This window comes from Bacteroides sp. 51 (genome assembly GCF_010500965.1).
Lineage (GTDB): Bacteria > Bacteroidota > Bacteroidia > Bacteroidales > Bacteroidaceae > Bacteroides.
In genome coordinates this window covers 67,153-82,755 of record NZ_QVMI01000018.1, presented here as the reverse complement: position 1 = coordinate 82,755, position 15,603 = coordinate 67,153, and the positions used below count along the sequence as shown (strand labels likewise).

Below are 15,603 nucleotides of genomic sequence, written 5' to 3'. Positions count from 1 at the left end.
ATTTAAATATGTATTATATTATGCCTACCACCTCCCCCTTCGGGTACTCCTCCTTCCAGAAGGAGGAGAGTTTCCTGCGGCATCGAAACTTGGGTGCAGCGCCTCGCTGCCAATGGCGAACAATGTTCCATTTTGTTCAAAAAAAGAGGGAGGCTTGTTCTTGCCTCCCTTATATTCCGATTAATTCGCGCCATCCGGCTATCTGAAAGATAAAATACTCCCTGAAGAATTCCCGTATCTTTTGTTTATCCAGATCGTGCGTAATGATCTCTCCCACAATGCTCACCATAAATGCGCATAGTGTGTGCATAAAGAAAGGAGAAGCGTCGCGAACCTGCGGATAATGCCTGGCCACGATCCCCATGTGATGATTAGATACATCGGTGAGGTATTCCGTAAAAAGATCCCGGAAGTTCTTTATGGATGAGCCTTCCGAATGGTAAAGCAATAGCCGCAACTCCTCTTTATATTCTTCCAGCAAATGTATATACTCTTCTACCGTTTCTTCCTGATAAGCAAAGGTAGACATGAATTCAAAGTCAATATGCTTCTCCGTATGTTTCTCTTTCAGGAACGCAAACAAATGAGCTTTGGCTGGTTCTACGATAGCAAGGAATATCTCATCCTTGTTCGTGAAATAATTATAGATATTACTTAATCCCACGCCCGCTTCCCGTGCTATGGTACGCATAGACGCATCTTTGAAACCCTTATCGATAAACTCGTTACGGGCCGACTGTAGGATAGCATTGTATTTATCGTCTCTTAGTACTCTCATATCAGTAGAGAACATTGTTCTTTCGGATACAAAGGAATCGTTCTTTTTCGTTTCCTGCAATCCCTATTTCTTGGTATTTTACTATGCAGAATACAGTCTCCTATTGCTGATTTATTCAAACTTATTGCTTTACTTTGTAGCGGCAAGGTGCCGCTGCCAAGCTTTTATTTATATGAAGAAGATATTTGTTACTTATGCTGTAAAGGAGGAGTACTTTCCTTTGCAGATTGAAGGATATGATATACAACATATCCGTACCGGAGTAGGGAAAACACTTTCGGCTTTCCGCCTGACACGAGCAATTTGCCGGGAAACCCCTGATCTGGTTCTTAATATCGGTACAGCCGGAACGTTTGAACATCAGGTAGGCGATATATTCATTGCCAAACGGTTTATAGATCGTGATTATGAAGCGACAAAGTTGCCGGGACTTGAGTATGAAATTGATGCTAATGCGCTTTTACCCGACGACCGTTCATTAAAAGATTGGGTGCAACAGTATGATAAACTCGGTATTTGCAGCACAGGAGATACATTTGTGACTGAGTTGTCTTCCTTCGGTGCCGATATGGTCGATATGGAAGCTTATGCTCAGGCTTTTGTGTGCCGTGAGCTTAATGTTCCTTTTATATCCGTGAAATATATAACAGATATCATAGGACAGAATTCCGTTCAACATTGGGAAGATAAGTTAGCCGATGCCCGCCTGGGGCTTGCCGAATGGTTCAATAGATACGTGTAGGGGCGGTTCGTGAACCGCCCACAGCAGAAAATCACTAACTTATAACACTCGCTACAAGATTAATTCCGCGTTAATCTGCATAACTCTGTGGTTAAATAAACTGTAATTATGATGAAGAAAATTACATTAACAATCCTTTGTGCTTGTTTATCCCCCTTAAGTATATTTGCCCAAAGGGCGCTAACTGTCGATGATCTGGTTCAATGGAATAGGATCACCGATCGTGTAATCTCTCCTAATGGCAAGTGGATTGCTGCTACAATGGCTCCCTGGGAAGGAGATGCTGCCGTTTATCTTTATAATGCGAAGGGCGAAGAAACCGCTACTTATTTCCCTGCCCAGAAATCTGCGTTTTCTTTTTCTTCCCGATACCTGCTTGTCACAAAGACCCCACTTAAAGAAACATTAGATTCATTGAAAGTGGCTAAAGTAAAGAAAGACAAACTGCCATTGAATAGCCTCATCATTCGCTCCCTTTCCGGCGGTGAAGAAGTTCTTGACTCCATAAAATCATATCAATTAGCCGAACAAGCCGATTGGATTGCTTATAAAAGAGGGCAGAAAGATTCAACCCTTATTGTTCGTAGCCTGGATGGTAAATACGAACAACGTTATCCTGCCGTATCAAGTTTTAAGTTTGCCCGTAAGAGTGGGGCGTTGTATTGCGTTTCTAATGGAGATTCATTGAATACAAAACCGGGGATTTATCTCTTCCAACCCGAAAAACAGGTTTCTACCCTGATTAAAGAAGGAAAGGGTGTTTTCAAACAAGCTGCGTTAAGCGAACAGGGTGATGCCTTAGCCTTTTTGTATTGTGCAGAAAAAGATTCTACCTGGCATGCCCTGGACCTTTGGCTGTCGGAGAATGCAGAACCTGCAAATAAAATTGCTGATCGTAAGCATGCAGCTATCCCGAAGAATTGGGTCATCAGCGAGAATAGAACACTCCGTTTCTCCGAAGATGCCAAACGTTTATATTTCGGTACTGCTCCCGAACCCAGGCAAAAAGATACTACCCAACTAGCCGAATATCGTCCGAATGTACAGGTGTGGAGTTGGGATGAGCCGGTGCAGTACACTGTCCAGACCTTCGAACACGCGAAAGATATGAAGAAGAGTTATCAGGCTGTTTACAACATAAAAGAGAAGACATTGTTCCAACTGTCCACCGAAGAACTTCCTGATATTGCTCTCCCCGATAAAGGGGAACTTGCGCTGATCTCCACTGCGCGGCCTTATTCACTCTCATCTATGTGGGAAGGACATACACGGAGAGATGTGTACAGCATTTCTCTGGTCGATGGAAAGAAAGAACTTTTACTACAAGGACGATATGCAAATCCGCGCATCTCTCCCGAAGGTAAATATGCCTATTGGTACGAGCGGACCGACAGTTGTTGGTACACTATTGACCTGGCGATCGGAAAAGAATATCGCTTGACTAATCCAGAAACATTCACCGCATGGGATGAAGAGAATGATGTACCCGATTATCCGGATGCTTATGGTATTGCAGGTTGGACACATGGTGATGAATCCATCTTAATCTATGATCGTTATGACATCTGGCGGTTTGACCCGGATGGTGCTAAGTTGCCGGCGCTGTTGACGGCAGGTCGTGGACCTCAAATCCAGTATCGTTTAATTCGATTGGATAAAGAAGAAAAGTCAATTGATATTCGTAAGAAACAACTGCTCAGTGGATTCCAGGAATCAACCCGGAGGAGTGGATATTATAGCAAAAGTCTGGCCTCAATATGGTTACCTCAACTTTTAATCTCAGGTGATTATATGCTACGCGAACCCATAAAGGCCAAAGAGTCGGATGCCATATTATATACAATAGAAACCTTTGAGCGTTATCCCGATCTCTACCTGTCCAATCTCTCTTTCCGTAAATCCCTCCAACTGACTCATGGTCATAAACAACAAGAGGGTATCAAATGGGGAACTGCGGAACTTTTGTCCTGGACCTCCCTGGATGGAAAACCACTTGAAGGAGTGGTGTATAAACCTGCCGACTTTGATCCGGCAAAGAAATACCCGTTGATCGTGAACTTCTATGAACGTAACTCGGAAACATTGCATAACTATCGCATGCCCGACCCGCATCGTTCAACCGTAGATTACCACCTGTATAACAGTAATGACTATATCATCTTTAACCCTGATGTGGTATATGAAGACGGTCATCCGGGCGAGAGTTGTTATAATTGTGTAATGCCGGGCATCTCAAGTCTGATTTCCCAGGGTTACATCAATCAAAAGGCGATAGCGGCACAAGGACATAGTTGGGGTGGTTATCAGGTGGCTTATCTGGCAACCCGTACCGATCTTTTTGCTGCAATAGAGTCTGGCGCGCCGGTTGTAAATATGTTTAGTGCATACGGCGGTATCCGCTGGGGTTCGGGTTTGGCTCGTTCTTTTCAGTATGAACATGGGCAGAGCCGTATCGGTGGAACACCATGGACTGCCGGCGAGTTGTTCATAGAAAACTCTCCGTTATTCACCATGGATAAAGTACAAACCCCTATCCTGATTATGCATAACGATGCCGATGGCCATGTGCCCTGGTATCAGGGCATAGAATACTTTGTGGCCTTGAAGCGTTTACAGAAACCGGTATGGATGCTTAACTACACTGGCGAAATCCACTGGCCTATGCGAATGGCCAATCGGATTGACTTCCAGAAACGTATGTTCCAATTCTTTAATCATTATTTGAAAAACGAACCTATGCCACGCTGGATGAAGGATGGATTACCGGCGGTAGATAAAGATTTTGATCTGGGGTACTAGGCTACATTCAAAATAAAGGCTACCTTTGTAGCCTTTTTATAAACTTACTTAGCTATGAAGAAAAGACTTATACTATGGCTTTGCCTAGCCATTCCTATGCTTTCCTCTTGCATAAAAGATGAACCCTTGAGCCGTGAGGCCGATATAATTGAAATTATTGTTGATGATCCGACCTTTATCGACCGAAGCATTTCCGAAGACAACAGGATTGAATTGATCATGGCAGATACAGCCGATTTAACGAAAATTACTCCTATTCTTACCCTCACTCCCTACGCTACTGTGATTCCTGCGTCGGGAACCACATTCGACCTTTCTAATCAGAAAGAAGTGGAATATACGGTTACATCTCAGAACGGAGCTTTTCAAAAGAAGTACACCCTGAAGATAGGGGAGATGAGAAAGGTATATGATTTCGAAGAGTGGACGATGGCTGGTACTGGCAAGTATCCATTTCCTATTCTGACTGATCCCACATGGAGTAATGCCAACTCGGGTATTGTTACGGCACTGGTAATCGGAGCTCTTAAAGATTTTGAAAGATATCCAACAAAAGATACAACCCTTTGCGTTAGTGGTGAATATGCAGCCTCGTTACAAACGATAAAAGGAGGAAAGATAATCGGTAAATCCTATCCGATATTTGCAGGAAATCTATTCCGTGGTGACTTTTCGGCCAATATGACTAATCCTTTGAAATCGTTAAAGTTGGGTCGTAATCATCCCCAAGAAGCAGGGAAACCGATCGCCTTTAAAGGGTTCTATAAATATACACCAGGTCCGGTGATGACAGGGGCTGATGGGGAAGTAATACCTGATCGTACGGACGAAATGTCAATGTATGCAGCTATTTTTAGGGTTACGAAAGGAGCTTTACCAAGTGAGGAGTTTCTTGATGGTGAAACGATTCTGACTTCCAAACAGGTCGTTGCCCGTGCCGAATGGAGTCCTGAGGCAGAAGGTATGATTGAAAAAGAAGCGATTAACGGATTCACCGAATTTAGCATTCCATTTTTATATACGGACACTATTGATTACAAGAGATACGATTATAGATTGACCATTGTATGCTCATCCAGCAAAGACGGTAATTTGTACCAAGGTGCCGTAGGGAGTAACTTACTTGTCGATGATCTGGCGATTGCCTGTGAGCCTTATATAAAAACCGAAGAAGAAACTACAGAACAGAATTCATTATGAAATATACTATAATAGCTTTACTATTGCTGATATCGACATCAGTCTTGAATGCACAGGAGTACGTAAAAGAGTATTCGGATATTGAGATCAGCTTGCTTTTAGGAGCTAATATCGGAGCTACTGCACCTGTACCTCTTCCTGAAGAAGTCAGAAAAATAAAAAGTTATAATCCTAAATTTAATCCGCAGTTGGGTGTCAACCTGATATATAACCTGAATAAACGTTGGGGATTGGGAACAGGAGTAACGCTCGATTGGAAAGGTATGCGTGTGAAAGATGAAGTGAAATACATGTATACCAGTGTCACCGAAGATGGTGGTCAGTCATACCTGACCGGATATTTTGTTGGTAAGAATATGACCAACGTTAATATGTTGCATCTTACCATGCCTATTTATGGGACATATCGCTTCAACGATAAATGGCGTGTAAAATTGGGCATCTATGCATCAAGGGTATTGGATAATACTTTCGAGGGTGAGGTGAGCGATGGCTATATCAGAGTAGGTGACCCAACCGGACAGAAACAGGATATTGATGTAGCTACTTTCGATTTCAGTGATGATGCCCGCGATTACGACTTTGGTTTGCTGGCAGGTGGGCATTATTCAATAACCAACCGCATTGGTGTTTATGCCGATCTTACCTGGGGACTGGTTCCTTACTTTTATTCCAAGACCAATCCCATCCAGTTCAGGATGAATAATATCTATGGAACGCTTGGGGTGTCTTATAAATGGAAATAATATAACATCTACAGTTACCTCTTTACAGTATAATCCGCATAACAACCTAAGTATAGTGAGAGGGTGTAATGATTACGACACCCTCTCGCTGCCCTCGGGGCTAGAATTCCCAGTTTAATGATAACCCGAAGGTATGTACACCAGGGATGTTAAAGTAATCCAGTCCGTAGCCATTGGAAGCCCCCGTCAGGTTGGTTTCCGGATCAACACCTTTGTAGCGGCTGAACAGTAGGATGTTCGTTGCAAATAAAGACAGCTTAAGCTGTGTTCTGCGTTGGAATAGTTGTACGGGAAGGCGATAGCCAAGTGATATCTCACGTAGTTTGATATAACTGGCATCTTCGATTCCATCTTCACCCACTCCATATAGTCCGTAGCGCACCCAGCGATTATCGCCCAGGTTGTTTCCGTAGAAATTAACCGGAATGTCATTAACGCGTCCATCGGATAATACACCAGGGAAGACGTAGTTGGTGATGTTCCGATTGTCGGCAGAGTGGCGGGATGTACCGTAATAGTTCATCGTACTCTTTGTACCATTCCACATATCTCCACCCTTCTTGTATTCAAACATCATAGATAGGTTGAATCTTTTGTATTCCAGTGAGTTGCCCCAGCTTAGTCGCCAGTCGGGGTTTGGATCGCCTAATACTTTGGGTTCGTCGCTCTTGATGGGGAAACCATCATCGCCAATTACCATACGACCCTGTTCGTCACGTTCATAAGCTGTTCCGTAGAGTACGCCGAGAGGTTGGCCTTCGATGGCATAAGAACCGACAGCATCTTCAATCCCGGCTAGCATCAGCTTTCTGCCTCCCAGGTTTGTTACCTCGTTCCTTTCGCGGGAGAAGATAAACCGGGTGGTCCAGTTGAAATCGCGATTACGTATAAGTAAGGCTTCGGCTTCCGCTTCAAACCCGTGGGTTTTGAATGTTCCACAGTTTTCCAGGCGAACGGAAGAGGTAGATATTTGTGTAGGCAATAGCTGGTCTTTTCCTTTCTTCCAATACCAGGATGCCCCCAGGTTGAGGCGATTGTTCCACACCCCCATGTTTGTACCCACTTCGTAATGGCGGATGGTTTCCGGTTTCAGGTTATCGAGTATAATCTCCCTGCTTTCGAAATGACTTGAAGCATCATTCAGGTTATAAGTAGCCGAGTTGAAATATACCGGGTCCAGATACAGCGGACTTTCCTTATCTGCACGCGAAATATTGGCATACACTTTAAGTTGTGTAAACGGATCGCTACGGAACATATTATGCAGGTTGAAAGCTATACCAGCCGATGGCGAATACAACGTTGCATCGTTTATAGAACTCCATTCACTGCGCATGGCTGCTTCCAGTTGAATAATCTGGTCGTAGTCGAACCCTACCTTTCCAAATACTGCATTGGAGTGACGTTTAAACTCCTGGTTATAAGGTGAAAGCATAGTTGCGTTCTGCATATTATACTTGCCTGCCTCTACCAGTTCATAACCATCCATACGGTCAATGTTTCGTTTAGAATGCGTGTATTCATGGCCCAGAATTGCATTAAGGTTAACCTTGTTCCAACTCTTATCAAATTGTGCATAGAACTTAGATTGTAGCGACTTGAACTTTTCATCGCGATTCATAATATGTCCTTTCGGAGTATATACCGAACCGATATTTAGGGCTGTCTTTGCTTCGCCCGACAAGTAATCGCCATTCATTTGATATTTCAGAGACAAGTAATTCGTTAACTTATATCCCAGGTTTATATTCCCTGTAAACCGGTTGGCTTCATCACTAAACGGATTGTTATTCACTGTCCAGTATGGATTATCCACAGCATTCCCGGCCAGGCGTTGGCTACCATCGGCTAAGGTAGATACACGACTGTCGAATGTTGGTGGAGTAAGTAATATACCCTGCATAATACCCGACATATTATATCCGCGTTGCAAGCGGTTGCCTTCAGTCTTTTTATAGCTAATATCCAGGTCATAACTAAACTTATTGCTACTGTCAGTTCCTAATCTCAGCCCTACGGAGTAGCCGTTAAACTTGGATTTCGGAATAAAGCCATGTTGTGTGTTATGTCCTAACTTGAAACTATAATAATGCTTGCCTTCTTTGCCGGAAATATTAAGATGATTCTTAAACGAATAGCCGGTTTTAAAGATATCATACGCATCATAAGTAGGTGCTCCAACCGATTGTACATCCGGTCCCCAACTGAATGGTTCGTCTTCTGTATTCCATATTGGTGTTCCATTAACCGGGCGGCCTTGTGCGTACTGACGTTGAAGTTTGGGCAACTGATTAGGCATATCCACCGAGAAGGAAGACGACCAGTTTATGGTTTGTTTCTTATAGGCTGATTTCTTCGATGTGACGATTATTACGCCATTAGCTCCTCTGGAACCGTATACGGCGGTAGCCGAAGCATCTTTCAAAACTGTAATACTCTCAATATCGTTCGGATTTAACTGAGCCAGCGCTTCCTTTTCGCTGGGAACCCCATCGACTACAATTAATGGGCTACCGCTATCCATGATAGAACTTGCACCCCGGATGCGGATTCTGGTCGGATCGCCAGGCTCGCCGGATGTTTGTGATATCTGTACTCCGGCAACTTTACCCTGCAAGGATTGTGTTACTGAAATGGAACTTGATAAATCGCTACTTGAAACAGTGCTGACGCCACCGGTAACATGTGCTTTCTTCTGTGTACCATACCCAACTACAACAACTTCATCCAAGGCGGAAGCATCCTCTGTTAACTGAAAATTCGGTGCGCTTACACTCTGTGTCGATGAAGATGAAGAAGACGAAACAGGTTTATATTTATAAGATGAACTCTTTTTCGGTGATGATGAGTTTGTACTGGAAGAACCACTATCACCGAACGGAGTAGGTATAGTTTTAGGTTGCCTTACCTCATCATCTACAGCCAGAAATGAAGTGTATTGCGTCAGGAGATTATACTTCAATCCCAGATTCGTTACAGATTCTACTTGTTGCGCACTGCGTTGATGGCGACCGTAATAATCCGTCCATCCGTTATTTGCATTGCTTTCGTAATATTGGGCATAGTCGTCCTGATAGCGTATCTGGTTGCGTGCCCACAGATAACGTAATGCCTGGTTATACTCCTGGCGGGCTTTGGCTACATTAAACTTCTGCTCATAGGTTGTATTCCCGGCATTCCCGGTGACGGTGATTGTACCTCTGGGCGATCCTTTATACTTACCGTATATCAGGATGGGGCGTTCGGCAAATACATCCGGTACGGCAACGGGTTCCACGTCATACACTTCAAAGGCACCCCAATCTATCGAAATATCTGTCAATACAGGTTGGGAGATTTCTTTGATGGCCTTCTGACCGATGGTTTCGGCTTGTGAAAGGTTGGTTACGATATAAGGTGTTCCCATTCCGGCATGTGCCAATCCTTCGATGATATAGCGGTTTACGTTTGAACCGATTCCAAAAGGAAACAAGTTGGCCTCGTTCAGGTGGTCGCGTACATAATTATATGCTTCTCTCTCTACTGTTACAAATCCGTCTGTTATGATGATGAACGTGCGCGAGAAGCCTTCTGTTTCTTTGAAGTTCATAGCCTTTTCAATAGCTGGGTAGAGTCTCGTTCCACCACTTCCGCGTTGCTGATCAATCACAACCATTGCATTTTCAATGTTTTCTTTTGTAGCTGCTACGGATTCTTTATAGAGCATGGCATTGCCCGATTCGAACAGCATTACATTAAACTTATCGGTTGGTCGTAGACCGGATACCAGATTACGAATTAATTCCTTCGATACACTGATCGGGAAACCGTTCATTGAGCCGGATACGTCGATAATGAATACATATTCGCGTGGCGGAATCTGGTCCGATGTTGGCTTCTTGGGTGGTTGCACCATCAGGAGGAAGAAGCTCTCGTCGCCATGTTCATATCGCAACAGTCCCGACTCTACTTTTCCTCCTTGCAGGTCATATTGCAGGATATAATCGCGGTTGCCTTCATAATCTTTCGGGTTGGATAGCGAAACATTGGCCTGATCGGGCGAAGGCGATTCGATGGTCAAACTATGCGACGGACTGCTGATTTTCTGTATCGGCATACCGGCTTGTACGATGGTTTTAATAGAGAACCCGGGCGTTTTACCGCTTTCGAACATCGCAGTAGAACGTTCCACCCATTTCTCGGCTGTTTCCGTATAGCGTGGACCCACTACGGTAGGGTAAACAAATTCATACGTTCCGCTGATGTGTTCGAGTAGTTCGGTGTAGCGCATCTCTACGATAATGGTGTCGCCGGGCAGGATATTGGCTACATTCATCTGGAATACGTTGGGACGGTGTTGTTCCAACAGTGTGGTCGATTTGCCTTCTTCTTTTGCTTTTTCGTATTCCTGGCGTGCTTGTTCTTTCTTCTTGATTTTAGCTTCAATACGCCTTTCGCCTATGGTCATCGCCATACCGTACACTGCTGCGCGGGTAGATCCGGGGAAAACGTATATTGCTTCGAGTGTGTTCTTGCTCTCGTTGATATATATCTGTTTTACACAAACATCGGCAATGACCCCTGCGATGTTTACAGCAACATCGGTTTTCTTGAGGGGCATCTGTGCTTCTTCGGGAGCATCGCTCTTCACCTGGAAGTAAGGTGATAAGGATTGGTCTTCTCTTTTCGTTGCACGGGGTGCGGCATCTGTGTCCGGGTTGGCTTCTTTCTCTACTACTGGTGGAGGCGGAGCTTGTACAGATGGCGCGGGAGCAGTGTAATTTCCGCTTACTGGTTTGGAGTTCGAAGTGGTTACTACCATTTCCGAGGCTTTCATCCCGATATAGGAGAACTGTACTTTGCTTCCCAAGGGGACTATGATTCTGTACCATCCGTTGAAGTCGGTCATTGTACCGTTATTCGTTCCTTTTTGTAACACGCTGCAACCGATAACGGGTTCTCCGTTGCTGTCGCTGATTACGCCCGATACTTCGCGCATTTCCTGCGCAAGGGCTACTGTACAGATAAATAAGAATAGAATTGTATATAGGATTCTGGATTTCATATGCTTAGATTTTGTCATGAATAATAAGATTCAACTTTGATTTGTGATGGCAGTGGACTATTTGATTTCAAACTCTAACGGAGCAACGTCCATTACCACGTGGTCTGTTGTTCTCACCTGAATGTTCTTGATAAATAGCCGTGTACCCGATGGCAGGCCGTTTATCCAATCGCGTTGTGCTTTGGAAAGCTTGTTGGAGGTTGAACTGATTCCACTGATCAGGTCGTTCCTGTCGGACAGGGTAAACGAAATGATGCGGTAGTTGCATTTCATTCCTTCGGAGAACCAGAGGTCGATCCGTCCGGACTGGATGAGTTCTTCTTTACTGATCTGGTCGCCGATGATTCCACGGATGGAGGCATACGGTTTGTTCAGTTCCAGCACGGCGAACTTCTTTTGCTTAAACTCTTTCAGTGAGCCGTCGCGATAGAGCACACGTATGGTCAGCAGGGCAGTTCCGGGTTTATCGGGATGGATGATATAGTTAGCTCCTTCTACCCTCATTATCTTACCGTTGTCGATGGATACTTCGATTCTGGCAAACTCGTCCTCATCATCGAAAATCATCACCGGGTTATCGGCCGAGGCATAGATAATGTCTAGTTCTTCGTTTTCGGGTTCAGCTTCTGCCTTCTTCTCGGGAATCAGCGAGAGGATACCTACGGCACACCCCGGCTTGCCTTCATTGAAAGACATGACCACTTCATAGGTTGCGGTTTTATCGCAGGTAAGGTCAAAGCGCCCTATATCGGTCGAGGTTGGGGTATCGAACGTACTTCCTATCAACTTATCTTTTAAGTAGAGTTGCAATATTGCTTTTCCTGCAAATTCTTCTGCACTGCATACATTGAACCGATATGTGGTGTTCTTACTTAACAAGACTGGAAATTTGGCCGTGGGAATGGCTTTCCCCCGCTCCGAACCGTCGAACTTTACCTTAAACTCGCGCAGATACACAGCGTTGGCACCACTTTGCGAAGCCGCCTTTTCCACCAGTTCATTACCGCACTGGGCTTTCACCTGACTGTGACAGAGGCAGATGAGTAATAGGCATAGTAAATTAATCTGTTTCATAATTTCACGTTGTTTAGTAGTTAAAAGCTAGAAGTTAGAAGTCAGGTCTTATGAGGGTTCCATGCTCCTTACTTCTTACTACTGACTTTTAGCTACTGATTTAAATATTCCGATCTCTGCAGAAATCTTCACGTTATAATTGTGTCTCTCCATTTGGAACCATTGGTGAGACAAAGAATAATGCCATGTGTTCCGACCTTTTTTATCAGAATAGCTGATACGCTGTCCATAATGTATGGACTTGGGCATAAAGTCGTTGTTCTTTCCGGGCTGGCGTTTACCGATTTCAATAAAATCGGAATCGCCGGCATAGAAACTGTAATCGTTGGGGAATACGCCTTGCATGGCTACAAAGAAGCCATCCGAAGGAATGCGTATCCGGTATTCGGATAGGTCGACGTCGTACCATCCGTTTGTATCTTGGGGTGGTTGCGCCACCAGTATTTCGGGGATCAGGTCTTTATCGGGCGATTGCTTTTCGGGGTCGACACTCAATACGCGAACACGGAACGGGGCTTCTACATTGCCTTTATCCGAAAGGTGATAGCTTACTTTCTGGATGTATCCGTTTACGTGTTTATCGTTGTCGATGTATAGGGCAATCTGTTGTCCGTGTGTGTCAAGGTAGATGGAGCCTGCGGTGAACCAGTTACGGTTTCCGTAGTTTTTGTTCTTCTTTTGGAGTTTACTGGCGGTAACGGCTACGGTTTCGATGGCTACCGGTTTTTCTTTCAGCATGATGGTGACTTCGGGTGTTGAAGCCAGTGTTTTAGCGACGAATGAGCGGCGCTCGTAGCCCATGCAGGAGGCGGTGAGGCTGTCCGTTAGTTCCATTTCGGTGATGGTGAATTCGAAGAAGCCTTTATGGTCGGCTACTACACCTTTTGATTTTCCTTTGATTTGCAGGGTGGCGTAGGAGATGGGTTCTTCGGTGGCTTCATTGCAGATGCTCCCTTTGATGGTGTATTCTTTGATAACCATCGTTTTCTTTGGGAACAGGATGAGTTGCCCGGCGTGGACGGTATAGGCTATTTTATAAGGGGCGAATAGTTTATTTAATATGGTTAGTAAGGATTGGTTTTGTGCCTGGAGGGTGACGGGTGCACAACCAGCCAGCAAATCGCTTGAATAGGAAACGTGAACGTCTGCCGTTTCGGCTATCTTTTCGATGGCTTCTTCCATTGGGGTAGCATTCAGTGTCACGCTGATACGTTTCTCGAGAATCGTATTCTGCGCAAGGATAGGGAGGATTCCTATCCAAAGACATAGTATGAATGCTAGTATTTTCAATTTCGTTTTTCTTATAAGACAATGGCCAAATTGGATACCCCTAAAGGTTGAGTATTTATTTTAGTTATGAATGTAAATGATTAGCTGTAGGGGCGGTTCGCGAACCGCCCGAAAATGGTTTCCTGTGTATTCTGGGCATTGGGCGGTTCGCGAACCGCCCCTNCCGCCCCTACAGTAAATCACTCCTTTCCACTCCGTTATACGCTAAAACCAGCACCCTACGGAGTTAATAATATCCCTTTATCTCCGGTTTCAACTTGTACTTGCAAAGACATTCCAATAATCTGCATGACCTCTTCCAGACTTCGTTTCTCGAACGTGCTGGTCAGTTGAAGACTGGCGATTGAACCGTCTACTGATACATGGGTTTGGTATGTACTTTCAATCACCTTAGCAACTTCTGCCAGAGGTGTTTGTTTAAACACAAGTATTTTCGTTTTCCATGCCAACAGGTTAGGGTCTGGGTTTGCGTTCTTCTCCAATACCTTTTCTTTGGGTAAACATATCCCTTGCTCGCCTTTAGTGAGTTCGATATGTCCGGATTTTCCTTCGGCCGATAGATTAACGATTCCGGTAGATACGGTAACTACTACTTCGTCGGTTTCCTTAATGGCTCTAACGCCAAAAGATGTGCCTACTACTTTTGTCTGCGTATGATTGGCATGAATAATAAAAGGTTTTTCGGCATCGGGGGCTATATCAAAGAACGCCTCGCCTTCCAGGTAAACCTCGCGAGTATCACTGTTAAATGCTTCGGGGTAGCGGAGAGAAGAAGAGTGGTTCAGAGATACCCTGCTACCGTCGGGTAATTCATATTCCAGTGTTTCACCGATTCCGGTTTCCAAAGCAAGTAAGGTTCCGGTAAAGCCTTCCTGTGTTGCTTCGCGGTATTGGATGCCGATGATACTTATTAATAAGAGAACCACAGCCGCTGCGCTGCCAATTAGCATATATAGCTTTTGGGGTTGGGTCTTCTTCTTAATATCCATCTTCTCCTTTGCATCTATACGGTGGTGTACCTTTTGCAATGCTTGTTCCACATCTGGTTCGAACTCGCTAGTCGAGGCTTTTTGCCAGATTTTGATATGTTCCTCTATATGGTCTTTTGGTTCTTCCATAACTCATAACTTAAAACTCATAACTCATAACTCATAACTTAATGACAATTCTCCATTCGTTTTCCCCTAAGTGAATAGGAATAAAAATACAATCGCCAGTATTTTTTGCAGTTTCGGACGGAGATACTCCCGTAGTTTGCGCAAGGCGATACGCATTTGGTTGTCTACGGTTTTTCCCGAAACGTTGAGGTAAGTGGCTATTTCATCGTACGTAAGCCCTTCCTGTTTGCAAAGGACAAATATCTCCCTGCACTTTTCGGGCAGAAGCTCTACGCCGGATTGTATAAGACGTGCAATCTCTGCCTCCGAAGCGGAGCCCCCAGCTTCCCATTCCGGCTCACCGCCTGCATAGAAACCCGGCTCCGGCGCCTCGCCGGACTCGCCGGATTCGCCAGTGCCGGATTCGATGTGGCACAACTCTGTTTGCCGTTTCCGAATGGCATTCAGTGTGTGATTTCGTACCGAGGTGTATAGATAAGCTTTTATTGAAGCTGTGACCTCAAGGGTTGGCGCCTTCTCCCAAAGGTGGACGAACATGTCCTGTACGTTCTCTTCGGCATCTTCTTTCGAGAGGCATGTAGCAAAAGAAAAGCGGCACAGCGGCGTATAGTATTTCCGAAAGAGGGTATCGAAAGCGGCTCTGTCTCGTAGTTTTATTCTGTTGAATAATTCAAAATCGTCCAAGATGCGCAAGAGTTAAATGAGTAACTTTAATGTAATTGCATCGCAAATATAACGATTATTCAGTGTAAACCTGTACTTTTACATATTTGCAATGAACATGAAACTCCGATTCGCAACCATCAAAACCT

General features: G+C 44.6%; 10 protein-coding genes. 4 read left to right on the top strand and 6 right to left on the bottom strand.

Features of this window, described 5'->3' with window-relative positions; all coding sequences use genetic code 11:
• Positions 1-169: 169 nt before the first annotated feature.
• On the bottom strand, positions 170-778 hold the full coding sequence (locus D0T87_RS14465) for a TetR/AcrR family transcriptional regulator (RefSeq protein WP_163175852.1): 609 nt from the start codon (positions 776-778) through the stop codon (positions 170-172).
• Between the two features lie 172 nt (positions 779-950).
• Here D0T87_RS14465 and D0T87_RS14460 point away from each other — a divergent pair, with 172 nt between their 5' ends.
• The 4 genes from D0T87_RS14460 (at position 951) to D0T87_RS14445 (ending at position 6,265) form a co-directional block, all read left to right on the top strand.
• A complete protein-coding gene (locus tag D0T87_RS14460; RefSeq protein ID WP_163175851.1) occupies positions 951-1,520 on the top strand; it encodes a 5'-methylthioadenosine/S-adenosylhomocysteine nucleosidase in 570 nt (189 codons plus the stop codon).
• Between the two features lie 108 nt (positions 1,521-1,628).
• Positions 1,629-4,319, top strand: coding sequence for a prolyl oligopeptidase family serine peptidase (locus D0T87_RS14455; protein ID WP_370526852.1), 2,691 nt, complete (start codon positions 1,629-1,631; stop codon positions 4,317-4,319).
• A gap of 54 nt (positions 4,320-4,373) precedes the next feature.
• Positions 4,374-5,519 (top strand): PCMD domain-containing protein, encoded by a 1,146-nt coding sequence (locus D0T87_RS14450; protein ID WP_163175850.1) that lies wholly within the window; start codon positions 4,374-4,376, stop codon positions 5,517-5,519.
• The gene (locus tag D0T87_RS14445; RefSeq protein WP_163175849.1) at positions 5,516-6,265 is read left to right on the top strand and encodes a porin family protein; all 750 of its coding nucleotides are present in this window, start codon (positions 5,516-5,518) and stop codon (positions 6,263-6,265) included. Before D0T87_RS14450 ends, D0T87_RS14445 begins: the two co-directional genes overlap by 4 nt.
• A 100-nt stretch (positions 6,266-6,365) precedes the next feature.
• Here the strand turns inward: D0T87_RS14445 and D0T87_RS14440 are convergent, their stop codons facing one another.
• The 5 genes from D0T87_RS14440 to D0T87_RS14420 all read right to left on the bottom strand — a co-directional run bounded on the left by D0T87_RS14440 (position 6,366) and on the right by D0T87_RS14420 (position 15,475).
• On the bottom strand, positions 6,366-11,309 hold the full coding sequence (locus D0T87_RS14440; protein WP_163175848.1) for a SusC/RagA family TonB-linked outer membrane protein: 4,944 nt from the start codon (positions 11,307-11,309) through the stop codon (positions 6,366-6,368).
• 57 nt (positions 11,310-11,366) lie between these two features.
• Positions 11,367-12,383, bottom strand: a complete 1,017-nt coding sequence (locus D0T87_RS14435; RefSeq protein WP_163175847.1) for a GldM family protein — start codon at positions 12,381-12,383, stop codon at positions 11,367-11,369.
• 78 nt (positions 12,384-12,461) lie between these two features.
• Positions 12,462-13,673, bottom strand: a complete 1,212-nt coding sequence (locus D0T87_RS14430; protein WP_163175846.1) for a carboxypeptidase-like regulatory domain-containing protein — start codon at positions 13,671-13,673, stop codon at positions 12,462-12,464.
• Positions 13,674-13,891: 218 nt separating this feature from the next.
• Positions 13,892-14,791, bottom strand: a complete 900-nt coding sequence (locus D0T87_RS14425) for a FecR family protein (protein WP_163175845.1) — start codon at positions 14,789-14,791, stop codon at positions 13,892-13,894.
• 66 nt (positions 14,792-14,857) lie between these two features.
• Positions 14,858-15,475, bottom strand: a complete 618-nt coding sequence (locus D0T87_RS14420; protein ID WP_163175844.1) for an RNA polymerase sigma factor — start codon at positions 15,473-15,475, stop codon at positions 14,858-14,860.
• Positions 15,476-15,603 lie beyond the last annotated feature (128 nt).